Here is a 15,906-nt window from a genome sequence, read left to right as displayed (position 1 = left end):
ACACACTGGCCCCAGTGGGAGCGGGTTTACCCGCAAAGGCGGCAGTGAGCCCACCATCGCATTCGCGGGTAAACCCACTCCCACAGGAGTCGTGCAAATCTTTAGATGATGCGGACTTTCAGGGACCGACCCTTGATCTTGCCGCTGTTCAGGCGCTGCATGGCTTGTTTGGCCACAGCGCGCTCCACCGCTACGAAGGCCTGGAAGTCGAAGATGGCGATCTTGCCGACCTGCTTGCCGGGGATGCCGGCGTCGCCGGTCAGGGCGCCGAGGATGTCGCCTGGGCGCAGCTTGTCCTTGCGGCCTGCGGCGATGCACAAGGTGGTCATCGCTGGCAGCAACGGCTCACCCCCCTTGTGCTTGAGGCTGTCGAGCTGCTCCCAGCGCAATGGGCGCTTCTGCAGGTCTTCGATGGCCTGGGCGCGGTGGCCCTCGGCAGGGGCGACCAGGCTGATGGCGATGCCTTTTTCACCCGCGCGGCCGGTGCGGCCGACGCGGTGTACGTGAATCTCGGGATCACGAGCCAGCTCGACGTTGATCACCATGTCCAGGCCGTCGATGTCCAGGCCACGGGCCGCCACGTCAGTGGCCACCAGCACCGAGCTGCTGCGGTTGGCGAACATCGTCAGCACCTGGTCGCGGTCGCGTTGTTCCAGGTCACCATGCAGAGCCTGGGCGACGATGCCCTTGGCGCTGAGGTGGGCCACCACGTCCTCGCACTGTTGTTTGGTGAAGCAGAACGCCACGCACGACTGCGGGCGGAAGTGGCCGAGTACGCGGGTGACGGCTTCCAGGCGTTGCTGGGAGTCGATCTCGATGAAGTGCTGTTCGATCTGGTTGTCGGCGTGCAGGCTTTCGACCTTGACCTGCTGTGGCTTGCGCATGAACTCGGCGGCCAACTGCTCGATGCCGGCCGGGTAGGTGGCCGAGAACAGTAGCGTCTGGCGGCGCGAAGGGGTCTTGCCGATGATGCTGGCGATGGCGTCGAAGAAGCCCATGTCGAGCATGCGGTCGGCTTCATCCAGCACCAGCGTGTTGAGCCCGTCGAGCACCAGGGTGCCCTTGTCCAGGTGCTGCTGGATGCGCCCTGGGGTGCCGACGATGATGTGTGCGCCATGCTCCAGCGAGGCGATCTGCGGGCCTAGCGAAACGCCGCCGCACAGGGTGAGGATCTTGATGTTGTCCTCGGCGCGGGCCAGGCGACGCAGCTCCTTGGCCACCTGGTCGGCCAGCTCGCGGGTCGGGCACAGCACCAGGGCCTGGCAGCCGAAGTAGCGCGGATTGATCGGGTTGAGCAGGCCGATGCCGAAGGCGGCGGTCTTGCCGCTGCCGGTCTTGGCCTGGGCGATCAGGTCCTGGCCCTTGAGGATGACCGGCAGGCTCTGGGCCTGGATCGGCGTCATCGAGGCGTAGCCGAGGGCGTCCAGGTTGGCCAGCATGGCGGCGGACAGCGGCAGAGTGGCAAAGGCGGTGGAGTCGGTGGTCACGAGGCGGGCCTGCGTTGCGAAGCGAAAAATGCCGCACAGTCTACCAGCCTCGTGGCCATTCGCCCTACGACTCCATGTGCGCTTCCTGACGACGGGCACGCCTTCCGTCTGTCGGCGACAACTGCAGGAAGATCGCTGCCGCCAGCATGGCCATCAGGCCGATGGTCAGGAAGGTCAACTGGAAGGCGCCCAGGGTGCTTTCCACGCCCTCTGCGCTGCCAGCGGCGGTAAACCCGCCAAGCAAGGCGCCGGCACAGGCCACCCCCAGGCTCAGGGACAGCTGCGCGACCACCGACAACAGGCTGTTGCCGCTGCTGGCGCTGGCGTCATCCAGGTCGATCAGGGTCACAGTGTTCATGGCGGTGAACTGCATGGAGTTCACGGCGCCGAGCAGGGCCAGTTGCGCGAGCAGCAGGGCATACGGCGTGTCCGCGTCCACCAGCCCCAGGCTGGCCAGCAGCAGGCCAAGCAACAGGGTGTTGCCGGTGAGGATGATGCGATAGCCGAAGCGTTCGATCAGCGGCCGTGCGATGGACTTGGCGAGCATCGCCGCGGCGGCCAGAGGGATCATGCTCATGCCGGCCTCGGCGGGCGAATAGCCCAGCGCCACCTGCAGTAGCAACGGCACCAGAAACGGCAGGGCGCCACTGCCCAGGCGGGCGAACAGGTTGCCAAGGATGCCGATGGCGAAGGTACGCACCCGGAACAGGCCCGGCGAGAACAGCGGCTGCGGATCACGCCCGGCGCGCAGCCAATAGGCGGCCAGGCAGGCCATACCGGCGAACAGCAGCAACATCACCCGCAGGTGCGGCAGGTGCAACTCACCCAGGCCTTCCATGGCGATGGTGATCAGTACCATCGCGGCGCCGAACAGGATGAACCCCGGGCCGTCGAAGGTGGTGCGCTCGGCGCCGCGCAGATCAGGGATGAACTTCCATACGGCGTAGCAGCCCAGCGCACCGACGGGCAGATTGAGCAAAAAGATCCAGTGCCAGGTGAGGATCTCCACCAGCCAGCCGCCCAGGGTTGGTCCCAGCAGCGGGCCAAGCAGGCCGGGGATGGTGATGAAGCTCATGATCCGCACCAGCTCCGAACGCGGGTAGGCGCGCAGCACCACCAGCCGCCCGACTGGCAGCATCAGCGCACCGCCCAGGCCCTGGATGACCCGGGCCAGGATCAGGAACGTGAGGCTGTTGGCCATGGCACAGAGCAGCGAGCCCAGGCTGAACAGCAGGATGGCGCTGAAGAAGATGCGCTTGGTGCCGAAGCGGTCGGCGATCCAGCCTGAAGCAGGAATCAGCAGGGCCACCGTGAGCATGTAGGCGATGATCACACCTTGCATGCGCAGCGGGTCTTCGGCCAGAGAGCGGGCCATGGCCGGCAGGGCAGTGTTGAGGATGGTGCCGTCCAGGGACTGCATGAAGAAAGCGATGGCCACCACCCAGGGGATCCAGCGGGCGGTGATGGGGTCCAGCGGGGCGCGTTCGGGCATGAATACCTCGGCTTTGCTGCTTGATCGTGCTGGCCCGCTCCCACAGGCTTATCGTCCTGTGGGAGCCCTGTGAAGCAGTCAGCACAGACCCATTACAGGGTGAGGGTCAGGGCTTTGACCAGCGCCCCCGGCAAATGACTCGAGCCGGTGCTGCGCTGGCCGTAGGTACTGGTCGACAGGATCAGCTCCCGCTCACGCGTCAGGTCTTCCAACTGACTGCCCAGCAGGTTGTACAGGCTGTCGTCGAAGCGCATGGTGCCGACCGGCCCCTGGATGCAACCGTCCTGTACCCAGAAGGTGGCGAAGCGGGTCAGGCCGGTCATGCGGGCGGCAGGCAGGTCCGAGTAGTTCAGGTACCAGAGGTTGCTGATATACAGGCCCGTGCCGAGTCGCTCGAGGATCTGCGCCGAAGGCAGTTGCCCCGGTGCCAGGCTCAGCGCACAGGGCGACTCGAAGCTGTCGGCGCCGTTGGCCTGCAGGTCGAACTCCGCAGCGCTGCGCGCGCTGACCAGACGCGCGTGTGCGCGGCCTTCGTGGATCAGGTGCACGTCCTGGCGCGGCGAGCCTTCGTCGGAGAAGGGCGGGCTGAGCGAGCCGCTGACCTGTTCATCGAAACTGACCTGCGGGCTGAGGCTGGCATCGCCGGTGTACAGGCGTTGCAGCGCGCTGTTGCCTGTGGCCAGAGCCTGGGCGGAAAAACCACCCCAGCAGAGCATGCCGGCAATCTCGTCCATCGCCGCCGGGGACAGGTAGGCGCGGTAGCTGCCAGGCTTGAGGATGATTGCCGGGCGGCCAAGGAAATCCAGTTGCTCGCGGGCCTGGCGCAGGCGCGCCACCAGGGCCCCACTGTCCCACACCTGACCTGCATAGTTGGCCTTGACCGCCTGGCCATTGGTGTGGAACAGGCTCCAGTCGAAGTTGAAACTGTTGGCCTGATGCCAGCCAAAGGCCCCGAAGGAACTGGCGAACCCCCGGCAGATCGGGCCTGCGGCATAAATACCGACCAGGTCCAGGTCGCCGGCTTCACGCTCGATCAGGCCCAGGACATCGGCGCAGTCCGGCAGCGCCGCTGCCTGCAGGTTGTGGCTGTGCCAGGCACTTTCGTCAAGGCGCAGGTAAGGGTCGACAGGCAGCAGCGGCAGGATCTGACGCAGCTGGGCCAGCGCGTCGTGCAGGCGCTGGCGGTCCAGCTGTGGATCGTCGCCCAGCGTGAAGTGCTGCTCGGCCTGGCGCCCGTCGCGGATCAGGCGCAAGTGCGCGCTGGCCTGGGCGACTTCGCCGGCCTGGCGCACGCGGGCATGGTTGAAGCGGAGGAACTGCGAGTGCTCGGCGCTGTAGCCGAGGGTGAACTGCTCGCCAGCTTGGAGTGCGTCGCGCAGGGCGCCTGTCAGGTCCTCGAAGCGTTGCTGGGGTGTGGCGCTCATCAGGCGTCTCCTCCGAATACGTCGATCTGGCGGAACACGCATGCCGGCGAGGCATGGCCGACTCGTACCACCTGGTTGGGTTCGCCCTTGCCGCAGTTTGGCGTGCCCAGTACCTGGAACGTGCTGCGATCGCCGACGGCGGCGAGATTGCCCCAGAACTGTGCGGAGATGCCGCGGTAGTTGGGGTTCTTCACTACACCTTTGAGTTCGCCGTTTTCGATCAGTTGGCCCCACTCGCAGCCGAACTGGAACTTGTTGCGTGCGTCGTCGATGGACCAGGAGCGGTTGGTGCGCATGAGGATGCCATGCTCGATACCGCCGATCAGCTGCGCCAGCGACTGATCGCCCGGCTCGATGTTGAGGTTGGCCATACGATCGATCGGCGCGCGGTTCCAGCCACAAGCCCGGCTGTTGGCCACACCGTCCAGGCCCGAGCGGTACTGCGACAAGGCGCCGCCCAGCGGGCGCAGCAGCAGGCCGTCGCGGATCAGGAACTGCTTGCTCGCCGCAGTGCCATCGTCGTCGAAGCTGTAGCTGGCCAGCTCTTCGTCGATAGTCGGGTCGAAGGTCACGTTGAGCAGCTTCGAGCCATATTGCAAGTGACCGAAGTCGCTTGCCTTGACGAAGCTGGTGCCGGCGTAGTTGCGCTCGTCGCCCAGGATGCGGTCCATCTCCAGCGGGTGGCCGATGGATTCGTGGATCTGCAGCATCATCTGGTCCGGCATCAGCAGCAGATCGCGCGGGCCACTGGGGGTATTGGGCGCGAGCAGCAACTGCAGGGCCTCGTCGGCGATGCACCGGGCCGCACCGACCAGGCCACAGCGCTCGATGACCTCGAAGCCGCCTTGCTGGCCGAAGTTCTCCCGGCCGAGGCTGCGACTCTGGCTGTCCTGGCCATCGCTTGCGGTCACGCCCAGGCCCGGGAACAGGAAGCGCTGGGCATGGCGCAGCTCGGCGCCTGCAGAATTGAGGTAGGTCTGCTCGACAAGGCTTATGCCCAGGCTCGCCTGCCAATCAACCAGGCGGCTGTCCTTGGGCACGCTGGCCGATTCGGCGGTGAGCAGCTCGAGGCACTCGGCGAGGCTAGGCAGGGGATGGTCGAAGTGGGGCGAAACATGATCATGGCGCTCGCTGGCCACCGGTTGCCCGCTCAGGTCCAGGAGGCTGTGGGCGGCAATCGTGCGAGCCAGCGTCTCGGCCTGTTCGAGGGCGCGTTGCAGGCCGGCTTGGGACAGGTCGGCGGTGGCAGCATAGGCCTCCACGCCCTTGACGCGCACGGTGAGCATGGCGCCTTCGTCCTGGCTGAAGAACGGCGGCTCGGCCACATTGCGACGCACCGACAGGCTCTGGTGCGACTGCTTCACATGGCGCAGGGAAAACAACTCGGCCGAACTGCGCAGCGCGGCAAAGCGTTGGCGCAGCAAGGCACTGGAATCGAACATGCGGGAACCTCCGGTGCGCGGTGGCTCCCCCTAGAACCACCCCTCTTGCGCGCTCAGGCGGTTGACGTTGCTTGCCTTGAGCCGCGCGAGGTCATTATGGCAGCCTCGCACTTGGCCGGTGGAGGAAATAACGTGTCAGGCTGCTCTTGTTCATTCCCTGCGTTTCGGTCCTCTACCTGTACGAGGGGTATCAAGCGTCAGCACATCCGTTGATGTTCTTTTTGATCGTGCTGACGTGCAAGCTGTTCAAGATCTGGAGGCTCTGGCTCTTCGGTAGAAAGCAGGTGTCCGCCTGATTGGGTGAGCGGGAATCTGGCGTTGCAAACATAAAAAAGGAGAGCCGAAGCTCTCCTTTTTTGTTCACAACGGTGAATCAGCCGATGGTCATCAGGCTGGCGTTGCCACCTGCTGCTGCGGTGTTGACGCTCACTGCACGCTCGATCACCAGACGCTCCAGAGCGATCTGGTGGTCGCCGCTGGAGAGGCCGTTGACGCCGACGATGGCGCCGGCGCGCTTGGCCACTTGCTCGCACACGCCGCGCAGTTGGTCGGAGTCGCCGTGGTGGATGACGGCGTCGAAGGCGACGTCGTCCTTCTGCCAGTCGGCCACCAGCTTGACCTTGGCCTGCAGCTCCTTCGGCAGTCGGGCACGCAGGCTCTTGGCAGGCTCTGCGTCGGCCCATACCGCCGAGCTGCCCACGGCCAGTACGGCGGCCAGTTGGGCCAGCAGGTCGGCTTCGTTGTCGGCCAGGCAGAGCACGTGCTCACGCGGCAACACGGTGTAGGTGTTGCGCTCGCCGGTCGGGCCGGGCAGCACGCGGCTGATACCGCTCTGGGACTGGGCGGCGAACTGGTCGCACAGGCTGGCCAGCTCACCCAGCTGGCTGCTGGCAGCCCAGGTCTTGAGGGTGTGCAGCGGCTTGATCAGCTGGTCGCGCAGGACGGTGTCGACCTTGCCTTCGCCGTCGACACGCTGGAAGTGGCGGGCGATGGCGTCGGCCGGACGGGTCGACAGCAGGCGGTACAAGTACAGCGGGCCGCCGGCTTTCGGGCCAGTGCCGGACAGGCCTTCGCCACCGAACGGCTGGACGCCGACCACGGCGCCGACGATGTTGCGGTTGACGTACATGTTGCCGGCATTGACGTTGTCCACCACCTTGGCGATGGTCTCGTCGATGCGGGTGTGCACGCCCAGGGTCAGGCCGTAGCCGGAGGCGTTGATCTGCTCGATCAGCTGGTCGAGGTCCTTGCGGTTGTAGCGCACCACGTGCAGGACTGGGCCGAAGATCTCACGCTTGAGTTCGTCGAAGCTTTCCAGCTCGATCAGGGTTGGCATCACGAAGGTGCCGCGCTTGATCTCTTCGCCTTCGGCGATGGCGACCTGGTAGACCGTACGGCCTTTATCGCGCATGCCTTGGATATGCTTCTCGATGCCTGCCTTGGCTTCGGCGTCGATGACTGGACCGATGTCCACGGACAGGCGTTCCGGGTTGCCCAGGCGGCTTTCGGCCATGGCGCCCTTGAGCATCTCGATCACGCGGTCGGCGGAGTCTTCCTGCAGGCACAGCACACGCAGGGCCGAGCAGCGCTGGCCGGCGCTATCGAACGCGGAGGACACCACGTCAATGACCACCTGCTCGGTCAGGGCCGAGGAGTCGACGATCATGGCGTTCTGGCCGCCGGTCTCGGCGATCAGCGGAATCGGACGACCCTGGTTGTCCAGGCGGCCAGCAATGTTGCGTTGCAGCAGGCGAGCGACTTCGGTGGAGCCGGTGAACATCACGCCCTTGACGCGCTCGTCACCGACCAGGCCGGCACCGACGGTTTCGCCGCGGCCTGGCAGTAGTTGCAGCACGCCTTCAGGGATACCGGCTTCCAGCAGCAGGCGCACGGCCTGAGCGGCGACCAGCGGGGTCTGTTCGGCAGGCTTGGCCAGAACCGGGTTGCCGGCGGCCAGGGCCGCGGCGACCTGGCCGGAGAAGATCGCCAGCGGGAAGTTCCACGGACTGATGCACACCACCGGCCCCAGCGGGCGGCAGCTGTCATTGCTGAAGTCGTTGCGTGCCTGCACCGCGTAGTAGCGCAGGAAGTCCACCGCCTCGCGCACTTCGGCGATGGCGTTGGCGTAGGTCTTGCCGGCTTCGCGCACCAGCAGGCCCATCAGCGGCTGGATATCGGCTTCCATCAGGTCAGCGGCGCGTTCGAGGATCGCGGCGCGCTCGGCTGGCGGCGTGGCCTGCCAGATCGGGGCGGCGTTGAGTGCGCATTGGATGGCATTGTCGACGTCCGCGACAGTGGCTTCCTGCACGTGACCGACGACATCGCGGTGGTCGGCTGGGTTGAGCACTTGCACAGCAGGTTGCTCGCTGGCGGCGCAGGCCAGCAGCGGAGCAGCTTTCCAGTCGTTGTGGGCAGTGGCCAGCAGCGCGCAGGACAGCGACGCCAGGCGGTGTTCGTTGGCCATGTCGATGCCGGCCGAGTTGGCCCGCTCGCTGCCATACAGTTCATGCGGCATGGGAATGCGTGGATGCGGCAGGCCGATGCTGCCTTCCTGGGTGCCCATGCGCTCGATGCTGGCGACCGGGTCGGCGACCAGTTCCTGGATCGAGATCGAGTGGTCGGCGATGCGGTTGACGAACGAGGTGTTCGCACCGTTTTCCAGCAGGCGGCGGACCAGGTAGGCCAGCAGGGTTTCGTGGGTGCCGACGGGGGCGTACACGCGGCATGGACGATTCAGCTTGCCTTCGGAGACCTTGCCCACCACTTGCTCGTACAGCGGTTCGCCCATGCCGTGCAGGCACTGGAACTCGTACTGGCCCGGGTAGTAGTTCTGGCCGGCAATGTGATAGATGGCCGACAGGGTGTGGGCGTTGTGGGTGGCGAATTGCGGATAGATGGCCTCCGGCACCGACAGCAGCTTGCGGGCGCAAGCGATGTAGGAGACGTCGGTGTACACCTTGCGGGTGTAGACCGGGTAGCCTTCCAGGCCCTCGACCTGGGCGCGCTTGATCTCGCTGTCCCAGTAGGCGCCCTTGACCAGGCGGATCATCAGGCGGTGGCGGCTGCGTTTGGCCAGGTCGATGACGTAGTCGATCACATACGGGCAGCGCTTCTGGTAGGCCTGGATGACGAAGCCGATGCCGTTCCAGCCGGCCAGCGATGGCTCGAAGCACAGGCGCTCGAGCAGATCCAGGGACAGCTCCAGGCGGTCGGCTTCCTCGGCGTCGATGTTCAGGCCGATGTCGTACTGCTTGGCCAGTTGAGTCAACGACAGCAGACGCGGGTACAGCTCTTCCATCACGCGCTCGTACTGGGCGCGGCTGTAACGCGGGTGCAGGGCGGACAGCTTGATCGAGATGCCCGGGCCTTCATAGATGCCACGGCCGTGGGAGGCTTTGCCGATCGAGTGGATCGCCTGCTCGTAGGAGGCCAGGTACTTCTGGGCGTCGTGCTCGGTCAGGGCGGCCTCGCCGAGCATGTCGTAGGAGTAGCGGAAGCCCTTGGCTTCGAACTTGCTGGCGTTGGCCAGGGCCTCGGCGATGGTCTCGCCGGTGACGAACTGTTCGCCCATCAGGCGCATGGCCATGTCGACGCCCTTGCGGATCATCGGTTCGCCGCTCTTGCCGATAATGCGGGTGAGAGAGGAGGTCAGGCCGGATTCGTTGTGGGTGGAGACCAGCTTGCCGGTCAGCAGCAGGCCCCAGGTGGCGGCATTGACGAACAGGGACGGGCTGTTGCCCAGATGCGGCTGCCAGTTGCCGGTGCTGATCTTGTCGCGGATCAAGGCGTCACGGGTGCCTTTGTCCGGGATGCGCAACAGCGCTTCGGCCAGGCACATCAGCGCCACGCCTTCCTGGGACGACAGGGAGAATTCCTGCAGCAGGCCCTGGACGATGCCGGCGCGGCCGCTGGCGCTCTTCTGGTTGCGCAGTTTCTCGGCGATGCCGGCAGCCAGCTTGTTGGTGGCCTCGGCCTGCTCGGTGGAGAGGCGGGCCTGCTCCAGCAGCATCGGCACCACTTCGGGTTCCGGGCGGCGGTAGGCAGCAGTGATGGCCGAGCGCAGGACCGATTGCGGCAGGATGCTTTCAGCGAATTCGAGGAAGCACTGATGGCTGTGGTCAGGCTGGACGTCGCCGGCATCGTCGCTGAGGCTGGCGGCATGGCCGTTGAGTTCGTTCAGGGTGGCGCCACCCTCGAGCTTCTCCAGGTAGTTGAAGATCGCTTGCTTGATCAACCAGTGCGGCGTGCGGTCGATGGACTGCGCAGCTGCTTTGAGTCGCTCACGGGTCGGGTCGTCGAGTTTGACCCCAAGGGTGGTCGTCGCCATTTCTTATCCTCGTTATTGCCACGGATGTGGCCTAAGCTGGCGGCAAGATTAGCTGTAGGACAATCCGGGTGCAACCGGGTGCAACCCGTTTTTTGATCGACGTAGGTGCAACTCGTCCGACGGCCTCATGGGTGGCAGAAAAATGTACTTTCTTGGTGCTTTTTCTTATGAAAAACCCGGTTTTTGAAACAAAAAGGCGCAAAGAAGCGGTTTTGTCTGAAAATGCAGGTGTAGGTGCAACTTGCAAATGAAAAATGGTTGCACCTCGTTCATGTTGTTGCATAGGATGCGCCGCCTAGGTGCAACCGCCTTGCCGGCGGTCGCAAAACATAAAAACAACGCCAGGGCACAACCATGGGCAATCCACTCACGATCACCTTCGTGATCTACATTGCGGCAATGGTGCTGATCGGCTTCGCCGCCTATCGCTCCACCAAGAACCTCTCCGACTACATCCTGGGCGGTCGCAGCCTTGGTAGCGTGGTCACCGCGCTTTCCGCCGGCGCCTCCGACATGAGCGGCTGGCTGCTGATGGGCCTGCCGGGCGCCATCTACTTCGCAGGTCTTTCCGAAGCCTGGATCGCCATCGGCCTGACCGTCGGTGCCTACCTCAACTGGCTGTTCGTTGCCGGTCGCCTGCGCGTGCAGACCGAGTACAACGGCGATGCCCTGACCCTGCCGGACTACTTCTCCAGCCGTTTCGAAGACAACAGCGGCCTGCTGCGGATCATCTCGGCCATCGTTATCCTGGTGTTCTTCACCATCTACTGCGCCTCCGGCATCGTCGCCGGTGCCCGCCTGTTCGAAAGCACCTTCGACATGCCTTACGAGACCGCCCTGTGGGCCGGCGCGGCCGCCACCATCGCCTACACCTTCGTCGGTGGTTTCCTGGCGGTGAGCTGGACCGATACCGTACAGGCTTCGCTGATGATCTTCGCCCTGATCCTCACGCCGATCATCGTGCTGATCTCCACCGGCGGCTTTGACACCACCTTCCTGGCCATTGAAGCGCAGAACCCTGCAAACTTCGACATGTTCCGCGGTGCGACCTTCATCGGCATCATCTCGCTGATGGGCTGGGGTCTGGGTTACTTCGGCCAGCCTCACATCCTGGCGCGCTTCATGGCGGCCGACTCGGTCAAGTCGATCGCCAAGGCCCGTCGCATCTCCATGACCTGGATGATCCTGTGCCTGGCCGGTACCTGCGCCGTCGGTTTCTTTGGTATCGCCTACTTCTCGGCTCACCCCGAAGTCGCGGGTCCTGTCACCGAGAACCACGAGCGTGTGTTCATCGAGCTGGCCAAGATCCTGTTCAATCCCTGGATCGCCGGTGTCCTGCTGTCGGCCATCCTGGCTGCGGTGATGAGCACCCTGAGCTGCCAACTGCTGGTGTGCTCCAGCGCCCTGACCGAAGACTTCTACAAATCCTTCCTGCGCAAGAATGCCTCCCAGCGTGAGTTGGTCTGGGTCGGTCGCCTGATGGTGCTGGCCGTGGCCCTGATCGCCATCGCCATGGCCGCCAACCCGGAAAACCGCGTACTGGGTCTGGTGGCCTACGCATGGGCAGGTTTCGGTGCAGCTTTCGGCCCGGTCGTGCTGATCTCCGTGTTGTGGAAGGGCATGACCCGCAATGGCGCGCTGGCCGGTATCGTGGTCGGCGCCCTGACCGTGATTCTGTGGAAGAACTACGTTGGGCTGGGTCTGTACGAAATCATCCCGGGCTTCCTGTTCGCCAGCATCGCCATCGTGGTGGTGAGCAAGCTGGGTACGCCGACCGGCAGCATGGTGTCGCGCTTCGAGAAAGCCGACGCGGCGTATCACGCTGACAAGTGATCCCGCGTTAGGTTGGCGCTGCTTTGTTTGCGGTAAGCCCGCTCCCACAGGCTCTAATTGACCTGGTGGAAGCGGGTTTGCCGCGAATGCCGCTTGCGCCGATCGACAGCCAGGCCTGACTCCGCCTGGCTGACAAGGTAAACTTGTCGCCCCCGCAGGAGTTGCCATGAACTATCGTCACGCCTTCCACGCCGGCAACCACGCCGACGTCCTCAAACACATCGTGCTGACCCGCCTCATCGCCCTGATGTCGCGCAAGGAGCAGCCGTTCGCCTACATCGATACCCATGCCGGCCTTGGTCTGTACGATTTGCAGGGTGACCAGGCGACCCGCACCGGCGAGTACCTCGAAGGTGTCGCCCGGCTGTGGAACCGCGAAGACCTGCCGGCCGTCACTGCTGACTACCTGCGTATCATCAAGCGGCTGAATCCGGACGGTGAGCTGCGCTATTACCCCGGTTCCCCGGAGCTGGCGCGGCGCCTGATGCGTCAGCAGGACCGGGCGCTGCTCAACGAGAAGCACCCCGAAGACGGTCCGTTGCTCAAGGAAAACATGAAGAAGGACCCGCGGGTGGTCGTGCACCTGGGCGAGGGCTGGCACGTGCCTCGGGCATTGCTGCCGGTGCAGGAGAAGCGCGCGGTAATGCTGATCGACCCGCCTTTCGAGCAGGCTGATGAGCTCAAGCGCTGCACCGTGGCGATGAAAGAGGCGATCGGCCGCATGCGCCAGACCGTCGCTGCAATCTGGTATCCGATCAAGGACCAGCGTTCGCTGACACGTTTCTATCAGGATCTCACCAGCACCGGGGCGCCCAAGCTGCTGCGAGTCGAGCTGTATGTCCATCATCAGGACAGCCCCCAGGGCCTCAACGGTTCGGGTCTGGCTATCGCCAACCCGCCATGGGGTCTGGAGGAGGAGTTGCGCGAGCTGTTGCCGTGGCTGGCCAAGGAGCTGGCGCAAACGGCCGGCAGCTTCCGCATGGACTGGCTGATCGCCGAGTGACAAGGGTTTGTTGCGCAGGCCATCCCAGGCTGCGACCTCGCCTGCGGTACAGTGCTGCTTCCTATGGCCCCTTCGAGCAATCGCACCCCCTGCGGTTTGCGTTATAATTCCGCCCTTTAGCCGCCATCCGCCTGCACGGCCGATGGCGCATCCCTACCGAAAGATGAGGCTAGACCCTTGGCATTGACGATTCTTGGCCTGTCCGGCGCCCTTAGCCATGACCCTTCCGCGGCCCTGTACATCGACGGCAAACTGGTTGCCGCCGCCGAAGAAGAACGCTTCGTGCGTGACAAGCATGCGAAGAACCGCATGCCCTACGAGTCGGCGAAGTTCTGCCTGGAGCAGGCCGGCATCAAGCCGTCCGACGTCGACGTGGTGGCCATTCCGTTCGCCCCCATCAGCCTGTTCGGCAAGGCGCGCTGGCACTATGCCAAGCGCTACTGGTACGCCCCGGACCGCGCCCTCGACGCGATCCTGATGGGCAATCGTCGCTACAAGCGCTACCGCAAGAAGATCGTCTGGTGCCTGGAGCAGTTGGGCTTCGATCCGAAGAAGATCAAGATCGAGCCGGTCGAACACCACCTGGCCCACGCCTCCAGCGCCTACCACTGCTCGGGCTTCAAGGAAAAGACCGCGATCCTCGGCATCGACGGCAAGGGCGAGTACGCCACCACCTTCTTCGGCTATGGCGAGAACGGCAAGATCCACAAGATCAAGGAGTTCTACGATCCGGACTCCCTGGGTGGCCTGTATGGCGCGATCACCGAGTTCCTCGGTTTCGAGATGCTCGATGGCGAATTCAAGGTCATGGGCATGGCGCCCTATGGCGATGCCAGCAAGTATGACTTCTCCCGCCTGGCCAGCTTCGAGAATGGCGAGCTGGTGATCAACACCGAGTACGCCAACGTCATTGGCCTGCGCCGCTATAAAGAGAAGGGCAAAGGTTTCTACTTCTCACCCAAACTGATCGAGTGGCTGGGGCCCAAGCGTGAAGGCGACATCGCCGACGAGCCATACATCCATTACGCCGCGAGCATGCAGGCGCTGTTCGAGAAGCTCGCGCTGCAGATGATCGACTACTATCTGGGCGACATCCTCAAGCAGGGTGGCAAGCTGGCCTTCGCCGGCGGCTGCGCGCTGAACGTCAAGCTCAACCAGAAGATCATCGCCCGCCCAGATGTCAAGGAGCTGTTCGTGCAGCCTGCCTCGGGCGATGCCGGTACCGCTGTCGGTGCCGCGGCGTATGTTTCCCACGCCCGTGGCGTGCCGGTCGAGAAGATGGAGCACGTCTACCTCGGCCCTTCGTACTCCAACGAAGACGTGATCGCCGCCTGCGCCCGTCACCCAAATGCACCGAAATGGCGCAAGATCGACGACATGCCGCAGCGCATCGCCAAGATCATGGTCGATGGCAACCCAGTGGCCTGGTTCCAGGGTCGCATGGAGTTCGGTCCGCGTGCCTTGGGTGGTCGTTCGATCATCGGTTGCCCGAGCGTGCCGGGCGTGGCCGACCGGATCAACGAGCAGATCAAATTCCGCGAGCGCTGGAGACCCTTCTGCCCGTCGATGCTCGACACTGTAGGGCCGCAGATGATCAAGGTCGATCACCCGGCGCCGTTCATGACCTTCACCTTCGAGGTCGCCGAGGAATGGAAAACCCGCGTGCCAGAAGTGGTCCATGAGGACGGTACCTCTCGCGCCCAGGTGCTCAAGCGTGAATACAACCCGCGTTACTACGACATGATGAAGGCCCTCGAGGACCTGACCGGCAACGGTGTGTCGCTCAATACCTCTCTCAACCGCCGAGGCGAGCCGATGATCTGCTCGCCGACCGATGCCTTGAACATGTTCTTCGGCTCGGACCTGCAGTACCTGATCATGGAGGATATTCTGGTGGTCAAAGAGGGTGCACCCGAATATGGCGAACCATGAGGTTCTGATCAGTCTGATCGTTCCGGCCTACAACTATGCGAAGCTTCTGCCCCGGGCTCTGGACTCCGTCCTGAGTCAGTGGGCGGATGACCTCGAGTTGATCGTGGTCAATGATGGCTCCAAGGACAACACCCTTGAGGTGTTGGCTGGATACGCCGAGCGCTATCCGCAGGTGCAGATCATCGACCAGGCCAATGCCGGTGCCGCTGCGGCGCGCAACAATGGCATCGCCGCAGCGCGCGGTCGCTATGTGTTGCTGCTGGACGCCGACGATGAGTTGACGCCGGGTGCCCTTGCGGTGGTGCGCGAGGTGCTGCGTGTCAACCCGGATGCAGGCATGGTGCTGGGTGGTCAGATCTCGGTCTACCCCGATGGCCGTGAGCGCTTGCGGCTGCCCACGCCAGTGCCAGCGGCGAGCGCGCGGGCATTGATCAAGCGCTACCTGTTGCGCAAGTGCATTTCGATTTCCCATTGCTGCACGCTATTCGAGCGAGCGCTGTTGCTGCGTCGCCCTTACCCGGAAACCTTGCGTACAGGGGAGGATATCCCTGTGTTCGCCTACCTGCTGGTCAGTGCTCGCGTGGTCGTCACCAATGAGCCTTTGGCACGGATCCATAAGCACGCCGATAGCTTGCGCCACAGCCGGGAAAACGAAGAAGAGTACGCAATGGGTATGGTTCGCGAGGTGTTCGCCAGTCTACCTGCCGAGTGCCAATCGTTGCGCGGGCGTTACGAGGCGCAGCGTTACCTGTCGTTGTTCCGCGCCGCGCTGTTGTCGAATGATCGTGTCAACGCGCGTCGCTATTACGTCCGGGCCTTGCAGTTGAGTCCTTTGCAGGCAATGCGCTGGACGTACCTGCGCAAAGCTGCCCGTCTGGTCATGATCTAGGAGTAATCGTGAGTACTGTTGTTGATGGAGTGAGTGCTGGCGTGGGGGCTGGCATCACAAGGGCGCTGCGTGCACAC

The 15,906-nt window shown here is 64.1% G+C and carries 9 protein-coding genes; 4 read left to right on the top strand and 5 right to left on the bottom strand.

Annotated features, from left to right (window positions below; all coding sequences use genetic code 11):
- Positions 1 to 101 precede the first annotated feature (101 nt).
- The 5 genes from dbpA to putA all read right to left on the bottom strand — a co-directional run bounded on the left by dbpA (position 102) and on the right by putA (position 10,172).
- The gene (gene dbpA, locus ABOA88_RS13490) at positions 102 to 1,439 is read right to left on the bottom strand and encodes an ATP-dependent RNA helicase DbpA (RefSeq protein WP_230387760.1); all 1,338 of its coding nucleotides are present in this window, start codon (positions 1,437 to 1,439) and stop codon (positions 102 to 104) included.
- A gap of 112 nt (positions 1,440 to 1,551) precedes the next feature.
- The gene (mdtD, locus tag ABOA88_RS13485; RefSeq protein WP_196169320.1) at positions 1,552 to 2,979 is read right to left on the bottom strand and encodes a multidrug transporter subunit MdtD; all 1,428 of its coding nucleotides are present in this window, start codon (positions 2,977 to 2,979) and stop codon (positions 1,552 to 1,554) included.
- A 92-nt stretch (positions 2,980 to 3,071) separates the two neighbouring features.
- The gene (locus ABOA88_RS13480; RefSeq protein ID WP_367851622.1) at positions 3,072 to 4,403 is read right to left on the bottom strand and encodes a TldD/PmbA family protein; all 1,332 of its coding nucleotides are present in this window, start codon (positions 4,401 to 4,403) and stop codon (positions 3,072 to 3,074) included.
- Positions 4,403 to 5,845: a TldD/PmbA family protein gene (locus ABOA88_RS13475; RefSeq protein ID WP_196169318.1), complete on the bottom strand. Its 1,443-nt coding sequence runs from the start codon at positions 5,843 to 5,845 to the stop codon at positions 4,403 to 4,405. Before ABOA88_RS13475 ends, ABOA88_RS13480 begins: the two co-directional genes overlap by 1 nt.
- Positions 5,846 to 6,218: 373 nt before the next feature.
- The gene (gene putA / locus ABOA88_RS13470; RefSeq protein ID WP_367851623.1) at positions 6,219 to 10,172 is read right to left on the bottom strand and encodes a trifunctional transcriptional regulator/proline dehydrogenase/L-glutamate gamma-semialdehyde dehydrogenase; all 3,954 of its coding nucleotides are present in this window, start codon (positions 10,170 to 10,172) and stop codon (positions 6,219 to 6,221) included.
- A 354-nt stretch (positions 10,173 to 10,526) separates the two neighbouring features.
- On the opposite strand from putA, the gene putP reads away from it, so the two are divergent.
- The 4 genes from putP to ABOA88_RS13450 all read left to right on the top strand — a co-directional run bounded on the left by putP (position 10,527) and on the right by ABOA88_RS13450 (position 15,829).
- The gene (gene putP, locus ABOA88_RS13465) at positions 10,527 to 12,005 is read left to right on the top strand and encodes a sodium/proline symporter PutP (protein ID WP_196169315.1); all 1,479 of its coding nucleotides are present in this window, start codon (positions 10,527 to 10,529) and stop codon (positions 12,003 to 12,005) included.
- Positions 12,006 to 12,171: 166 nt separating this feature from the next.
- Positions 12,172 to 13,008, top strand: a complete 837-nt coding sequence (locus tag ABOA88_RS13460; RefSeq protein ID WP_043207307.1) for a 23S rRNA (adenine(2030)-N(6))-methyltransferase RlmJ — start codon at positions 12,172 to 12,174, stop codon at positions 13,006 to 13,008.
- A 177-nt stretch (positions 13,009 to 13,185) separates the two neighbouring features.
- Positions 13,186 to 14,940, top strand: a complete 1,755-nt coding sequence (locus tag ABOA88_RS13455; protein WP_196169313.1) for a carbamoyltransferase family protein — start codon at positions 13,186 to 13,188, stop codon at positions 14,938 to 14,940.
- Entirely contained in the window at positions 14,927 to 15,829 is a 903-nt protein-coding gene (locus tag ABOA88_RS13450; protein WP_196169312.1) for a glycosyltransferase family 2 protein, read from the top strand. The genes ABOA88_RS13455 and ABOA88_RS13450 overlap by 14 nt, the downstream gene beginning before the upstream one ends.
- Positions 15,830 to 15,906 lie beyond the last annotated feature (77 nt).

The organism is Pseudomonas sp. PKS (assembly GCF_051913525.1).
In the GTDB taxonomy this organism is placed as follows: domain Bacteria; phylum Pseudomonadota; class Gammaproteobacteria; order Pseudomonadales; family Pseudomonadaceae; genus Aquipseudomonas; species Aquipseudomonas guariconensis_D.
This window is presented reverse-complemented; position numbering and strand designations above follow the sequence as displayed.